Below are 13,776 nucleotides of genomic sequence, written 5' to 3'. Positions count from 1 at the left end.
TTCCTTATTACTATAGTTTATTCCCAAATAAGATAGGACGTACTAGCAAAACCACTGAAAAGTCCATATATTATTAGCACAGATCAAGCTTGGCTTGATATTATATGGAGGTGTTTTTTTGTCTATTCCATCTTTTCCGCCAATAGATCCTTCCGTATCAAGAGAAGATGTTATAAATCAGATTCTGTCTTCCATCGCGATGGAAGAATTAGCACTGAGTCATATCATTAACTCTGAGGGCGAAAAACTACAGTATGTATTGGGGACAATCCCAGGAGTTACAGGGCCTGACGCAACCATAGATGATATTCTTCGAGCGAACCAAAGCATTCGCAGCACGTTGGAAAGCGCTGCTTACAGTCAGTTATTTTTAAAGGCGAAAATGCAGCAGGCACTTTCTTCGTCAGAAATGCAGGGCCCCACGGGCCCCACAGGACCTACTGGAGCGCCCGGGCCTTCAGGCGGCGATACCGGGCCAACCGGACCAGCCGGACCCACCGGACCGATGGGGCCGGCTGGCGCACAGGGGCCCACAGGGGCTACAGGCCCTACAGGACCCGCAGGCCCCACAGGCCCCACAGGGTTAACTGAACCTGTTTTATTAGGAAAACAAACTGCCTTTTTATTAGCGGCCTGTTAAACCGCTTCGGATTGGGTATTGATTTCAATGTATTCCATTACCCGGCGTAGCTCGTCAGCGAATTTAAATTTCACGCTGATGTTGCCGTTCTCATGTACTTTGATATGGTCTACAAGTTCAACTAAAATCTCTCTCGCCAGTTTGTCGATAGTTTCAAACTTCTTGAAAGCCACCAAGCAAGGGCTTTCGGCGGTAATGCCGTTTTGCAATTCCTCACGTTCTGCGTGTAGGTTTTTCAAAATTTCGCCCAAAGCGGCTATTTGCCGTTCGTAATTTTCGCTCATATGGCGGTAGTCGCTGTGGGTGATTTCTCCGTCTTTCCAGTCCTGATAAATGGATTGCTTGTAACGCATGATTTTGGAGCGTTCCTTTTCTTTCGCGTCTATGAGTACTTCAATCCGAATGGACTGACTTTTTTGAAGCGGTGCGGTGCTGATGTATTCTAAAGTGTTGGCATAGTGTACCGCAAGATATACCTGTTGTTGAATGGCATACAATACTGCCGCTTCCAGCCGGTTGTGATTAATGGAATGTTTGGTGCAAGCCGTTTTTGACTGGTCTTTATAGGTGCGGCAGAAGTAGTACACCGTGCCTTTTACTTGACTGCGGCTCATAGCCTTGCCGCAATCGGCACAACGGAGAAAGCCACTGAACAGATAGAGTTTCTTTTTCTGTGGAGCGGTGCGGGTGTCACGCTTTAGCAATTCCTGCACTTTCTCAAAGATAGGCCGTTCTATGACCCCCTCATGGGTATTCTCCACAATGTACCATTCATTTTCGGGAACCTGTTCCTGCGTATGTATCTTGTAGCTTTTCACACGCTGGCGGCCTTGCACCATATCTCCTACATAAAGGCGGTTTTTCAAAATGTCGGTTATCGTCTTTGCGCTCCATAAGGGCCTTTCTGAACCGCTTGGGTGCTGATAATTGAGGCCCTTGCTTTTCTTGTACTCGGACGGACACAAAATGCCACGGTCATTAAGATTTCGTACAATAGCATTTTTACTCATACCGTCCAAAAACCACTCATAGATATTCTTTACGACCTCGGCGGCTTCTTCATCAACGATTAAGGCGTTTTTGTCCTTTGGGTTCTTCGTGTAACCATAGGCGGCAAACCCGCCGATAAACTCACCATTGCGCCGCTTCATATCAAAAACCTGCCGTATCTTCTTTGAAGTCTGGTAGCAGAAATTGTCGTTGATAACATTGGTAATCGGCACAATGAGATTGGAAATACTGTCTGGGTTCAAGTAGCTGTCAATGCCCTCTGCCAAGCTGATAAAACGTACATTCATCTGCACAAACAGATTTTCAATCAAGCTTCCTGCGTCCGTATAGTTACGGGATAGGCGAGAAAGGTCTTTGACGATAACACAGGTTACCTTTTTGGCGTATATGTCAGAAAGTAATCTTTGAAAGCTACCTCGGTTGGTGTCCGTTCCAGTGTACCCATCGTCCACATAAGGCGGCTGAACGCTTTCAAACTCGTCTATGTGCTGCTCATAGTAATCATCAAGCAACGCCTTTTGATTGACAACACTGTTACTGTCGTCTTTTCCACGGTTTAAATCCTCTTTGGATAGGCGGATATATTGACCAAGCTTCCAGCGGATATTTTGAGGTGCGAATATTTTTTCCTCAAAACCCCTATTTTTAGTTCGTGCCATGTGTCCTCCTTCCTATCACATTACACTTATATTATACTATTTCAGCGTAATGCGAAAAATGTTGCCGCGGCCTGTAAACTGGCTTTACAGGCCGCTTTTCTTGCGTTTCAGGAAGTCGGCAAACACATCTTGCAATGGGGGAGCGTTTTCTGGAAACTCTAGCTTCACACCCATATCACCCACACGAAAACAATAGGGATTTTTTACTGCTGCTATGACTTTTGCCGCACGTTGTTCCTGCGGTACAGTCGTATCAAAGGTGAAGCCGCTAACATCAACTAAATCCTCTTTGTTTACTGCTTCTATGTCTACGCTTGCCAACTCTGATATTGGAATACGTTTCTTCAATCACAATCGCCCCCTCCTTTCCATGAATATGTATTTCTCGGATTGTCCTATGAGAAAACACAAACAGCCACCGCTTTATCAACAAAAGTGATGGCTGTTAATTTTACCTCACACTTCTGGCCAAATTGGCCCGAAGTGTGAGGTAAAAGACGCGACAGCTTGTTAGGGGAAAAGGAGAGAGCACAATGGATACTGCAAAAGCAAAAAAGGCACTGAAAAAACTTGCCAAACAAAAAGGAATCAGTGAGAGGGATGTACGCCAGGAAATTGAAATTGCGATATAGGAAGCAATGACAAGCCCCAACCCACAGACAGGCGTTCTGGAAAGCCATTCCCCATGAGGGAGAACAGCCAACGCCGGAAGAAGTCCTTGCCTACATCGCGGATATGGTTAAGTAAAATATTAGTTGCACAGCAAACTGCTTTTTGCTATAATTTTATTAGTTTCCCTTTCAACTAATTATGGAGGCAAAACAGTAATGGATAATATAGGAAAATTGAACGCAGCCATTTATCGGAATTTACAAAGCATATTAAGTTTAAAATTGCAGGGCATCCCTATCCGAAGCGGACAGCACGATTTTTTATATGTCATATCACAGAATGAAGGTATCACACAAAAAGAACTTAGCGAAAGATTATTTGTAGATAAATCTACCACAGCAAAAGCGGTCAAAAACCTTATTTCACAGGGTTATGTGGTAAAAGAAACTCTTTTGGCGGACAAGCGTTTCGTGCAATTATATCTAACGGAACAAGGGAAGCAAATTATCCCCCATATACAAAAGACGTTTTTAGAACTCATTGAAATTTCGACGCGGAACTTGTCAAAAGAGGAAGCAGACCAAGCTGTTTCTTTGCTGAAAATTATTCTGGATGGTTTGGTAGAGGAAAAAACGCAGTTATATACAAAAGCCGAATAAGTAAACATGATACAGCAAGGAGATACGCAATGGAACAACAAAAAACACCGTTATGGACAAAAGATTTTATTATTATATCGATCCTCAATCTACTCTTGTTTTGTGGATTTCAAATGCTTTTGCCAACGCTGCCAATACATGCGAAATCTTTAGGCGGTTCCAATACAATGCTTGGCTGGATTATAGGCGCATCAACCGTAGCGTCTCTTTTGATACGCCCTGTTTCAGGAATGCTTCTTGATAAAATGGGCAGAAAAGGCATACTCATAGGGGGGCTGTGTATCCTTATACTTGTCACTCTTTCCTATGGTTGGCTCCCTTCTCTAGGTGCAATTATCGCCGTTCGATTTTTACATGGACTTGGCTGGGGAATGGCCAGTACCGCCAGCAGCACAATCGCATCAGACCAAATTCCAAAACATCGTTTTGGGGAAGGAATGGGATTTTTCAGCTTATCCAGCAGCCTGGCTATCGCATTGGCTCCAAGTATAGGACTTGGAGTATTAGCCGCTTATGGCTTCAATCCTCTTACATTTTTGTCAGCAGGTTTTACTATAGCCGTATTGCTATTATCCATTTTTATTAAAAGCACTGAAAAGGCTCCCCAGAATACTAAAAATGTAAAACTGGCACCTTATGAACGTGCTTCCGTATTTCCCTCTGTGATTATGTTTTTTGCCAGTGCTACTTACGGTTCCCTAACGGGCTTTTTATCCTTGTATGCCGCCGAGAAAAACATAGCCAATATTGGTATGTTTTTTACTGTTTATGCCGCATTTTTGTTGCTGTCACGGCCCATTTATGGGAAACTGACAGACCGGTTCGGTTTTAATGTGATTGTATTTCCCGGTCTGTTACTACTGATGGTAGCTATGTTTTTCTTATCAAAGTCAAACACCTTGGTTATGTTTTTAATCAGCGCTGCTATTTATGGTACGGGTTTCAGCGCAGTGCAATCCAGTTTTCAAACAATGGCTATTATGCGCGCTCCTAAGGAACGTTTGGGTGCCGCAAATGCAACCTTTTTCACAGGGTTTGACGGAGGGATTGGGTTTGGTTCGGTCATTGGCGGTATCATTGCGGCATCTGCTGGTTACAGTCGTATGTACCTGTCCTTTTCTATTTTTATAGTTATTGCAGCAATTTTATATTTTGTTGGTTTTATTAAAGATAATAAGCTTACCCAAGCTTAATGATAACTCCTTAGAAGGATTAAAATCATGAATTTTTCTTGGGTTACTCTACCGGTAAAAAATCTTGAAGCAGCTCTCGTCTTTTATTATGGTGTACTTGGACTTCCGATTGACGGCAAACACGGCGGGAATGGAAATGGTTATGCTGGGAGAAGAAAACCAGCCTAAGATTGAGTTAATCTATGCCCCGGCCAATCAAAACAAAAGCCTACATAGGGTTTTGGCAGTTTTCCTTAACAAAAGCCTACATAGGGTTTTGGCAGTTTTCCTTAATTAACTGGTTCAACTGGTGCCACGGGCCCCACCGGACCCACGGGCGTGAATGTAACGCAAACCACTGCTTATGCGACAAACGGCGGCGGTTCACTGGTAGCGGTATCCCTGGGTACGCCGGTGCCGCTTCCCAACAATCAGATTTTACCTCCCGGAATTACAGTGGATGGAACCAACACGGTGTTTACTGTGGCAACCCCCGGTCGGTATCGCATTTCCTATACAATTAATACAACTGCCTCTTTGCTGTTGGGCGCGGGTATTTATGTCAATGCTGCTTTGGTGCCTGCATCCAATATTCCTGTATCGCTGATCAATCTTTCCACTTACTCTGCTGAGATTTTGGTTGATCTGCTTGCTAACTCTACAGTTTCGCTTTATTTGTTTGGTGCAAACGTAAATGCTTCTCTGGTATCGGGAGCAGGCGCCTCCCTTATGATCGTGCGTTTAAGTTAAGGAGGGGAGAAATATGTCACAGCCTTCATTTCCCGATAACCCCAATATTCCCAGAGATAATGCGGTTAATCAGATTATATCGTCTATTGCTTCAGAAGAACTGGCACTCAGCCATATTCTGAACGCTCAGGGGGAAAGCATCCAATATGCGGTTGGAACTCTTCCTGGATTGCAGGAAAACAGCACGGTGGATGATGTTTTAAATGCCAATCAAAGTATGCAAGATGTTCTAAACTCACTTTTAGAAAATCAAATGCTGTTAAATGGTAAATTTGCAGATGCCGTACAGACTCCTGTCGTTATGGGTCCTACCGGGCCAACCGGGCCAACCGGCCCAACTGGTTCTCCCACAGGGGATACCGGCCCAGCCGGCCCAATCGGATCTGTTGGTCCAACTGGACCTGTTGGCCTTCCGGGGCCGATTGGCCCAATCGGCCCTACTGGCCCAGTCGGTCCCACAGGGGATACGGGCCCAACAGGGAGCGCCGGACTTCAAGGTGCCCCGGCTCCCGTTTCGCCAACTGTTTCGTCCAGCTTTGCAGTGAATACTTCCGGCACTTCTTTTCCATTGCTGATTTTAGGCTCTACAGCCAATATTCCTTTGTCCAATGCGCAGCTCTTGACGGGTGTAACCGCCAGTTCCGGCAATACGGTGTTTACGATAAATCAGGACGGCTTCTATCGAATTTCGTATTCCATTAACCTTACACTGGCATTGCTGATGGGAGCCCGACTCGTGGTTAATTCGGCTGCGCTGCCGCAGGCCACAGTTCCTGTTGGGCTGGCTCGTTCCCGGTTTCAGGGTGAGGTGGAACTGTACTTGACGTCTGGTACTACTGTATCGTTACAATTAGTTTCGGGTTTAATCGGAAGTGCCACCTTGATTTCTGGCGGTGTAGGTGCATCTTTAATGATTATTCGTTTGAGTTAATCTTGCCGTATGCCTACAGAAACTCATCACAAATGTAGGGAAAAGATTCTTAAAATAATTTATGCATCCATTCATTAAAATATATAGTCCCGGTGCTTCTAAAAGAAGGTTCCGGGGCTTTTCTTAGCTATTATGTAATGATATTAATATTTAAATTATTAAATTAAAACAAATAAAAATCCCTTAGCGAAACGTGCGGTAAAAATGCACATTCGACTAAGGGAAGAGAAAGGTTTGTTTAGTTATTGTCCTATAAGTTACATAAAAAGGATTAGCCAGAAAGAGTGTTCATCGATTTTATTTAGAGAATAGCCGATTAACTGGCCTGTACCTGGTGAAGCCCTGCATAGATGCCGCCACGCCGTATGAGTTCATCATGAGTTCCCAGCTCGGCAATGCCGGTGCCGTCCAGTACCACAATTTTATCTGCATTCCGAATGGTGGAAAGCCGGTGAGCGATAATCAGAGTCGTCCGCTCTTTCGAGAATAGATCCAAAGCATCCTGAATCTCTTGTTCTGTTTTGGTATCCAGTGCTGAGGTCGCTTCGTCCAGAATCAGTATGGGGGCATTGCGCAAAATCGCCCGGGCAATGGATAGCCGTTGCTTTTGGCCGCCGGAAAGGCGAACTCCGCGCTCTCCAATTACGGTATCATAGCCTTCTTCCAGTTCCATAATGAAAGTATGGGCGTTAGCGGCTTTGGCCGCGGCAATAACCTGTTCGCGTGTGGAGCCTTGGTAGCCATAAACAATGTTCTCATACACTGTCCCGTTGAAGAGAAAAGTGTCTTGCAATACCATGGAAATATTGTCGCGAAGACTGGACAGGGTTACTTCGCAAATGTCGATTCCGTCAATGAGAACCTTGCCTTCCCATGGGTCATAAAAACGATTTAATAGACTGGCAATGGTAGTTTTTCCAACACCTGTCGTGCCGACCAGTGCTATGGTTTGGCCCGCCGTCACAGTCAGGTTTACCTTTGACAGTATAGGGGTTTCTGGGTTGTAGCCAAAGGACAAATCCCGCAATTCGATGTTTCCCTTTGCAAGGGGCATTTTCTTGGCGTTTTTCTTCTCTTCTACATCCGGTGTTTCGTCGATTACTTCAAAGACGCGCCGACACCCGGCGGTGGCTTCTCCGGCCATTTCTATCAGGCGAGAAAAGTTTTTTATGGGTCCGTAGAACATGCCCAGATACATCACGAAAGCGACAATATCCGCAATGCTGACTTCACCGGTTCCCACCAGACGGCCGCCGAGAATAATGACAATTACAGTTCCCAGGGCAGTAAAAAAAGCCAAGAGGGGATAGGTGGTTTCAATAAAGAAGCTGGCTTTCAGGTATGCTTTGGTATGCCGCAAAGACAGCCCCGCCACCTTTTTTTCTTCTTGTGCCTGCTGGTTAAAAATCTGGATTTCTTTTATGCCGGACAAATTGTCCTGTACTGTGCCGGAAAGCTCTCCGCGAACTTTAAAATTCTCTTTCCAGATGGGGGACAAGTGTCTGCTTTGCCAAATGGTAATGCCCAAAAGGAAGGGGATTGCCGCAAGGCTGGCAAACGCCAACTTTGCATTAATCGTAACCAGCAAAAAACCAACCCCGGTAAAAGTTAAAACATTTACGATAAAATCAGGGATGACATGAGCCAGAAGAATTTCTGCCTGCATGGCGTCATTGACAACGCGCCCGGTCAAATCCCCGGTTCGGCTGTGGTTAAAATACCGCAGACTCATATGCTGCAGCTTTCGGTATAGCTGGGTGCGCAGATCTTTCACATAATGCAGTGCTGCATAGTGGTTCAGATATCCGGAAGCAGAAGCTCCCAAGGTTTGCAAAACGGTGGCTCCCAGAAGCAGAAGGCCGATGCGCATTGACTGAACCGCAAAATCTTCGCCGCCTTGTGTGGCCAGATTGGTGAGTTCCCGCAGTGCCCAAGGGGTATAGAATCCGGCAATGGTAGAAATGATGACCGCTACAAACGCCGCTGCAAGGTGTGCCCAATAGTGTTTTGCTCCCTGCAATACGCGCAACGCTGTTTTCATATAGCAATTTTCTCCCTTCTGGCCGGATCTTGTTCCCGCAGCAAATCATAGGTGATGCAAACCGGGCGGCCGGTGCGGGGATCTGAAACAATTTGAGCGTCTATGCTGAATGCTTCCTGCAAAACAGAAGGCATCATCACCTGATCCGGTGTCCCGTGCCGGATGATATGGCCGCCACGAATGGCTATCATATAATCTGAAAAGCGGGCGGCCAGATTCAGATCATGCAGCACCATGGCGATGGTACAGCCCTGCTGTGTATTTAAATCCCTCAAAAGCTCCAGCACCTCCAGCTGATGAGCCAGATCCAAATAGGTGGTGGGTTCGTCCAGCAAAATCAGGTCGGTTTGCTGCGCCAGTGCCATGGCGATCCATACTCGTTGACGCTGCCCGCCGGAAAGCGTGTCAACCTCCCGGTTTTCCAATTCATCCAGTTTGGTAACATGAATGGCCCATTTGACAATTTCTTTATCTTGCGGGGTCAGCCGGCCAAACCCTTTCTGATGGGGAAAACGCCCGTATGCCACCAGTTCCCCAACCGTCAATCCACTGGGGGCAGTGGGGGTTTGCGGCAAAATGGCCATTTTTTTAGCGATATCCTTAGTGGTCAGGTTCCGAATATCTTCTCCGCTTAAATACACCATTCCGTTTTTGGGTTTCAAAATACGCCCCACCGCTTTTAACACGGTGGATTTTCCGCAGCCGTTCGGCCCGATAATGGATGTTATTTTTCCATGGGGAATTTCCATGTTTAACGCTTTTACAATTAGATTCTCTTCATAGGCGACATCTAATTTTTCTGTTGCAATGCTGTTCATAGTATCCTCCTAATTTGCCTTTGCCAGCAGATACAGAAAATATGGCGTACTCAGCACCGTGATAATAATGCCGGTGGGTACATCGGTTCCCAGACTGATGGTGCGGGTTATGGTATCTGCCAGCAGCACGATTATGGCTCCTGCCAAAGAAGACGCCGGCAGCAGCAGCTTGTGGTTTGGCCCCACCAGTTTTCGGGCCATATGGGGGGAAATCATTCCCACAAAGAAAAAATTTCCGCCCAAAGCCACACTTCCCGATGACAATGCCACCGCCGCAACAGACAAGCCCAGAAACTCGGGCTTTACCGCAACGCCCAGGCCTGTGGCTGTTTGGTTCCCCAGGTGAAGTGTGTTTAAAATACGGGATTTGTAAAACACATAGCCGCAAAGGATTAGTGTCCAAGGGGCTAAAATGGAAAGATAGTTCCAGTTGTCTCCCCACAGGCTGCCGGCATTCCAACGCTGAATAAACTCCATTTGAGATTCGTCCAGCCTTAAAGTCAGCAAAGTGGTAAATGCTCCATAGCCGCTGCTGAGTGCCACACCGGTTAAAATCAGCCCGGTGGGTGAAATTTCTTTTCCCCGGCGGTAAGACAGCAGAAAAATCAGCCCGGCGGCGGTCATTCCGCCCACAAAAGCCAAAAGCGGCAATACGATGGCAGAAGACATCGTTTGCTTTGAGAAAAAAACCACAAAAAGAAGGACAAACAATCCGGAACCGGAGCTGATGCCAAGGGTTCCCGGGCTGGCCATGTCATTGCGAAGAAGACTCTGCATAATACAGCCGGAAGCCCCCATGCCCAAGCCCACCAGAATGGCAAGAATAATACGGGGAAGGCGAAACTCAAATACAATCAGATTCTGCCGGGCGCTTCCCTTGCCAAACAGCACCGTCAATACTTCTGTTGGTGACAGATTCATCTTGCCGGAATTAATACTGATGACGGCAATTGACAGCACCAAAAGAATGAGAATACAAATTAAAAAGATTCCGCGTTTTTGCGTAAAGCGTTTTTTCTTCATTCGAACTCCCTCCTTTGCTTTCTGGCAAGATAAAGGAAGTAGGGGACACCCACAACAGCAAAGATGATTCCGATGGGTGTTTCATAGGGTTTGTTGATCAGCCGCCCGATTAAATCGGCCCCCACGGTCAGCAGTGCCCCATATACCGCAGAAGCGGGGATGATATAGCGGTAATCCACGCCGATAAAATATCGCACGATGTGCGGGGTAATCAAACCTACAAAGCCTACAGGGCCAACAACAATGACGGAAATTCCGGTTAACACTAAAACAATAAGGGTGGAAATTCCTTTGATCAGCCGTGTCTTCAGGCCCAGCGCGGTGGCGACGTCTTCCCCAAGGCTCAACACCGTAACAGAAGGAGAGATGGCGATAGACGCCAAAATGCCGATTACAAAAAAGGGAGCCACAATTGCCAGCTCGCTCCACTTGGCGCCGGCGGTCCCCCCGGCGGTCCAATAGGCAAGAGCGTGCCCCAAATGATACTTTATGGCAATGTATTGGCTGAATGCGCCGAACAGCGCGGAAATGGACATTCCGGCCAGCACCAGACGCTGGGGGGTCATGCCCCTTTTTCCCAAGGAGGCAATGAAATAGGTCATTAAGGTGGTTACGGCTGCGCCCATAAAGGCGAACAGCATGGTTTGGCTGTAAGTTCTGGCTGGCAAAAATGCCATGCATAATGCGATGGCAAATCCGGCGCCGCTGCTGATGCCCATCAGGCCGGAATCCGCCAGTGGATTGCGGGTGGTTCCTTGCATAATAGCACCACAGACGGCCAGGCTGCACCCCACCAGAATGTCGGCTACGGTTCGGGGGAAACGCAGGGTTTGAATAATCTGGTGTTCTGTTTTTGAGGGGTCGAAACGAAAAATCGCTTCCCATGCTGTGGCCAAACGCATCTCAGCGGCGCCGAATGAGATCGACGCCGCCGACACAAGCACCAGCAACCCAAGCCCCACAGCCATATAAATTGCAAAGCGAGCGGTTCCGCGCCGCTTTTGCTTTAAGGGGATGGTCTGTTGCATTCCAAATGTTCCTTTCGGGGGATTATTCTGCCAGTTTGTTGAGTGTGTCGATAATATAGTCCAGCTGAGCGGTCAGGCTGGCAACGTCGGAATAATAGAAAAGGCCCTGATATTTGCCGGGAATTGCTGCAAGCCGACCTTCGGTAACCGCCGGAATACTCTTCCAGATTTCTGTTTTGGCATACTCGGAATCTTTTCCTTCTTGCTGGAACCACAAGATATAATCGCCGAAATACTCATGTGCCACTTCATAACTTAAAGTGCCCCGGCCTTTGCCGGATTCTGCAACCAGCTTTTCCAGTTTTTCGGGCTTTTTCAGTTCCAGATATTCATAAACCAAAGTGCCGCCTCTGGATCCGGTTTCATAAGCCACACCGCTCCAATCGCCGGAAGGACCCCAGTCCTCTAAAATACTGAAGGTTTTGCCCTGAAAAGCATTGTTCTGCAATTCTTCTTTGGCTGCAGCCAGTTTGGTTTCAAAGTTTTTCACAGCGGCTTCGGCTTCTTGAGCGCGCCCGGTGGCTTCCCCAAGAATCATCGTGCGTTCTAAAGAGGTGATGGGGGTTTCTGGAATCACCAAAACCGGTGCAATTTTTCCGAACTTCTCAAAATCCTCTTCCTGATATGTAACAATCAAATCCGGCTCCAGCTTCATAACGTCTTCCGGTGACCAGTTTTCCAGTTTAGTGGAAGCGGTAAGTTCCTCATAAAAAGGCATGGTTTCCTGTTCCCAGGCGCTGTATCCCACCAGGTTCAGGCCTAAGGCAATTACATCGCCCACATACCAGTTGGCCACGATTCTTTGAGGATTAGAGGGAACCTGAATGTCACCCATTACAGTGCTGACTGTGCGGGTTGCGGATTCTGATGTATCTGAATTGGTTTGCGCACCGTCGGTGCCGTTGGTTCCGACGCATCCGGTTAAGGATGTCAAAAGCATGGCAGATACGCAAAGAAGGCTGAAAAGCTTTTTCATAGAATACTCCTTTTTTTCACCTGTTTTTTCTAATACAACATAAGCGCTTAAATTGTGTAATGCTCTTCGAGTTAGATGAGTCTAACTAGGCTGAATATTATCATGAATCCAACAGTCCGTCAATATACTTTTCATTTTGTTGTCAGAAGAAAAGAATTTTACAAATTTGTGTTTGTCCAGTAAAATAGAGGATAAGAAGGGGAAATCAAAAGGCCTGAATTTTATTCTTGGATTATAATTAAAACAAAATGGAGTATTTTTATCTTGTGTCAATTTCAAGCGCAGTTTATAATATAAATATCTTATTTTAAAGATTGTGGTGTTAAAAAATGGATGAGTATGAAAAAGCAGCTTGGCTTGCTGTGGCAGAAAAATATAATTTAAAACAATTGGCCTATGGAAATGGAAAAAGCTATCAGTTCCCCCCGCATTGGTCCAATGGATGGATTGCAGAAATGCGGCCTGCGCCGGGACTGTTTGTTTCCAGTGCATGGTTTACACCCAACCAGAAAATTACCCATACGGTGAATGTTTCAAAGCCTTGCATGTGGATTTTTTGCGTTGACTGCGGTGAGGTTATTTACAGTCAGCAGGGGAAACCGGCTCGATGCCTGACCCCTATGAACCATGTCATTATTAACCCACAAAAACAGTTTCGATTTACTTTCCCAAAAGATATACACGCTTGTTTTACCAGCGTTCTGGTTTTTGATGATTTTATCCAATCTTTTTTGCAGGCGCGCGAAGAGAAAACCAGAATGGGAATTACCGATGCCATGGACTGGGAATCAGAAAATTATAACACGCCAAATACCATGCTGATTTTGGAACAAATCCGTTGGGGGGTTCGCAATATGGATATGCCGCTTTTGGGGTTTGAAGGCATGGTGCTTCACCTTTTGGCCTCTATTGCCCGCAATGCTCCCGAAGTGCCAAAAAGAAGAAGCCACCGCCGGAATTATGTCACATGGGAAAATGAGCAAAAGGTATTTCATGTCAAAACTGAAATGGATCAGGATATTCTGAATGTTCCCCCGGTGAGCGAATTGGCCAAACGTGCCGGGATGAGTGAAAGCAAATTTCGCCTGTCCTTTAAAAATATCTATGGAATCCCGCTGTATCATTATATCCAGCGTGAAATCATGAAACGGGCGATGCAGTTTTTATCAGAAGATCACCTGAGTATTCGGGATATTGCAGAACGCTGCGGCTATCAAAATGCAGCTAAATTTGCAGCTGCATTTAAAAAAATTCATGGAATCACCCCTCGGGAATTTCGAAAAGCGTTTAATTTATAGTGGGATTATTGTAAAGGGAGCTTCTCAATGATTTGCCGATTTGCAGGCTAAATGTGAAACCACCTGTTCTATTTAGAATGGAACAGGTGGTTTCACTGGTTTTTGTGTCTATTTCAGTTTTTCTATCGCTGTTCGCACGATGCAAGATGTTTTAAGGA

14 protein-coding genes are annotated in these 13,776 nt (G+C 46.2%); 7 read left to right on the top strand and 7 right to left on the bottom strand.

Going from position 1 to position 13,776, the window contains the following annotated elements:
• Positions 1–118 precede the first annotated feature (118 nt).
• A complete protein-coding gene (locus C1A02_RS13335; RefSeq protein ID WP_129588156.1) occupies positions 119–640 on the top strand; it encodes an alpha-helical endospore appendage domain-containing protein in 522 nt (173 codons plus the stop codon).
• Here C1A02_RS13335 and C1A02_RS09540 read toward each other — a convergent pair.
• Together C1A02_RS09540 and C1A02_RS09535 are read right to left on the bottom strand one after the other, a co-directional pair.
• On the bottom strand, positions 637–2,310 hold the full coding sequence (locus C1A02_RS09540; RefSeq protein ID WP_101697966.1) for a recombinase family protein: 1,674 nt from the start codon (positions 2,308–2,310) through the stop codon (positions 637–639). The genes C1A02_RS13335 and C1A02_RS09540 overlap by 4 nt on opposite strands.
• Positions 2,311–2,394: 84 nt before the next feature.
• On the bottom strand, positions 2,395–2,658 hold the full coding sequence (locus C1A02_RS09535) for a DUF6870 family protein (RefSeq protein WP_010723032.1): 264 nt from the start codon (positions 2,656–2,658) through the stop codon (positions 2,395–2,397).
• Positions 2,659–3,065: 407 nt separating this feature from the next.
• On the opposite strand from C1A02_RS09535, the gene C1A02_RS09525 reads away from it, so the two are divergent.
• The 5 genes from C1A02_RS09525 to C1A02_RS13855 all read left to right on the top strand — a co-directional run bounded on the left by C1A02_RS09525 (position 3,066) and on the right by C1A02_RS13855 (position 6,434).
• The gene (locus tag C1A02_RS09525) at positions 3,066–3,581 is read left to right on the top strand and encodes a MarR family winged helix-turn-helix transcriptional regulator (protein WP_243577978.1); all 516 of its coding nucleotides are present in this window, start codon (positions 3,066–3,068) and stop codon (positions 3,579–3,581) included.
• A gap of 29 nt (positions 3,582–3,610) precedes the next feature.
• A complete protein-coding gene (locus tag C1A02_RS09520; protein ID WP_101697964.1) occupies positions 3,611–4,774 on the top strand; it encodes an MFS transporter in 1,164 nt (387 codons plus the stop codon).
• A gap of 27 nt (positions 4,775–4,801) precedes the next feature.
• Positions 4,802–4,942: a VOC family protein gene (locus tag C1A02_RS13525; protein WP_164997184.1), complete on the top strand. Its 141-nt coding sequence runs from the start codon at positions 4,802–4,804 to the stop codon at positions 4,940–4,942.
• A gap of 150 nt (positions 4,943–5,092) precedes the next feature.
• A complete protein-coding gene (locus C1A02_RS09515; protein ID WP_101697963.1) occupies positions 5,093–5,503 on the top strand; it encodes a BclA C-terminal domain-containing protein in 411 nt (136 codons plus the stop codon).
• 13 nt (positions 5,504–5,516) lie between these two features.
• Positions 5,517–6,434, top strand: coding sequence for a BclA C-terminal domain-containing protein (locus C1A02_RS13855; RefSeq protein ID WP_164997183.1), 918 nt, complete (start codon positions 5,517–5,519; stop codon positions 6,432–6,434).
• A 316-nt stretch (positions 6,435–6,750) separates the two neighbouring features.
• Here the strand turns inward: C1A02_RS13855 and C1A02_RS09500 are convergent, their stop codons facing one another.
• Genes C1A02_RS09500 through C1A02_RS09480 form a run of 5 tightly spaced genes read right to left on the bottom strand, consistent with a single transcriptional unit; the run spans position 6,751 to position 12,320 of the window.
• On the bottom strand, positions 6,751–8,475 hold the full coding sequence (locus C1A02_RS09500; protein ID WP_101697961.1) for an ABC transporter ATP-binding protein: 1,725 nt from the start codon (positions 8,473–8,475) through the stop codon (positions 6,751–6,753).
• Complete coding sequence (locus C1A02_RS09495; RefSeq protein ID WP_101697960.1) at positions 8,472–9,293, bottom strand: ABC transporter ATP-binding protein; 822 nt, start codon at positions 9,291–9,293, stop codon at positions 8,472–8,474. The genes C1A02_RS09500 and C1A02_RS09495 overlap by 4 nt, the downstream gene beginning before the upstream one ends.
• Before the next feature lie 9 nt (positions 9,294–9,302).
• Positions 9,303–10,316, bottom strand: a complete 1,014-nt coding sequence (locus tag C1A02_RS09490; RefSeq protein ID WP_101697959.1) for a FecCD family ABC transporter permease — start codon at positions 10,314–10,316, stop codon at positions 9,303–9,305.
• Entirely contained in the window at positions 10,313–11,344 is a 1,032-nt protein-coding gene (locus tag C1A02_RS09485) for a FecCD family ABC transporter permease (protein ID WP_101697958.1), read from the bottom strand. The genes C1A02_RS09490 and C1A02_RS09485 overlap by 4 nt, the downstream gene beginning before the upstream one ends.
• Positions 11,345–11,366: 22 nt before the next feature.
• On the bottom strand, positions 11,367–12,320 hold the full coding sequence (locus C1A02_RS09480) for an ABC transporter substrate-binding protein (protein WP_243577977.1): 954 nt from the start codon (positions 12,318–12,320) through the stop codon (positions 11,367–11,369).
• Positions 12,321–12,649: 329 nt separating this feature from the next.
• Between C1A02_RS09480 and C1A02_RS09475 the strand changes: the two genes are divergently transcribed.
• Positions 12,650–13,618, top strand: coding sequence for a helix-turn-helix domain-containing protein (locus tag C1A02_RS09475; protein WP_101697957.1), 969 nt, complete (start codon positions 12,650–12,652; stop codon positions 13,616–13,618).
• Positions 13,619–13,776: the final 158 nt, after the last annotated feature.

The organism is Clostridium minihomine, assembly GCF_900240385.1.
Classification (GTDB): domain Bacteria; phylum Bacillota; class Clostridia; order Oscillospirales; family Acutalibacteraceae; genus Faecalispora; species Faecalispora minihomine.
The sequence above is the reverse complement of the archived record's forward strand: the minus strand, read 5'-3'. Positions and strand labels throughout refer to the sequence as shown.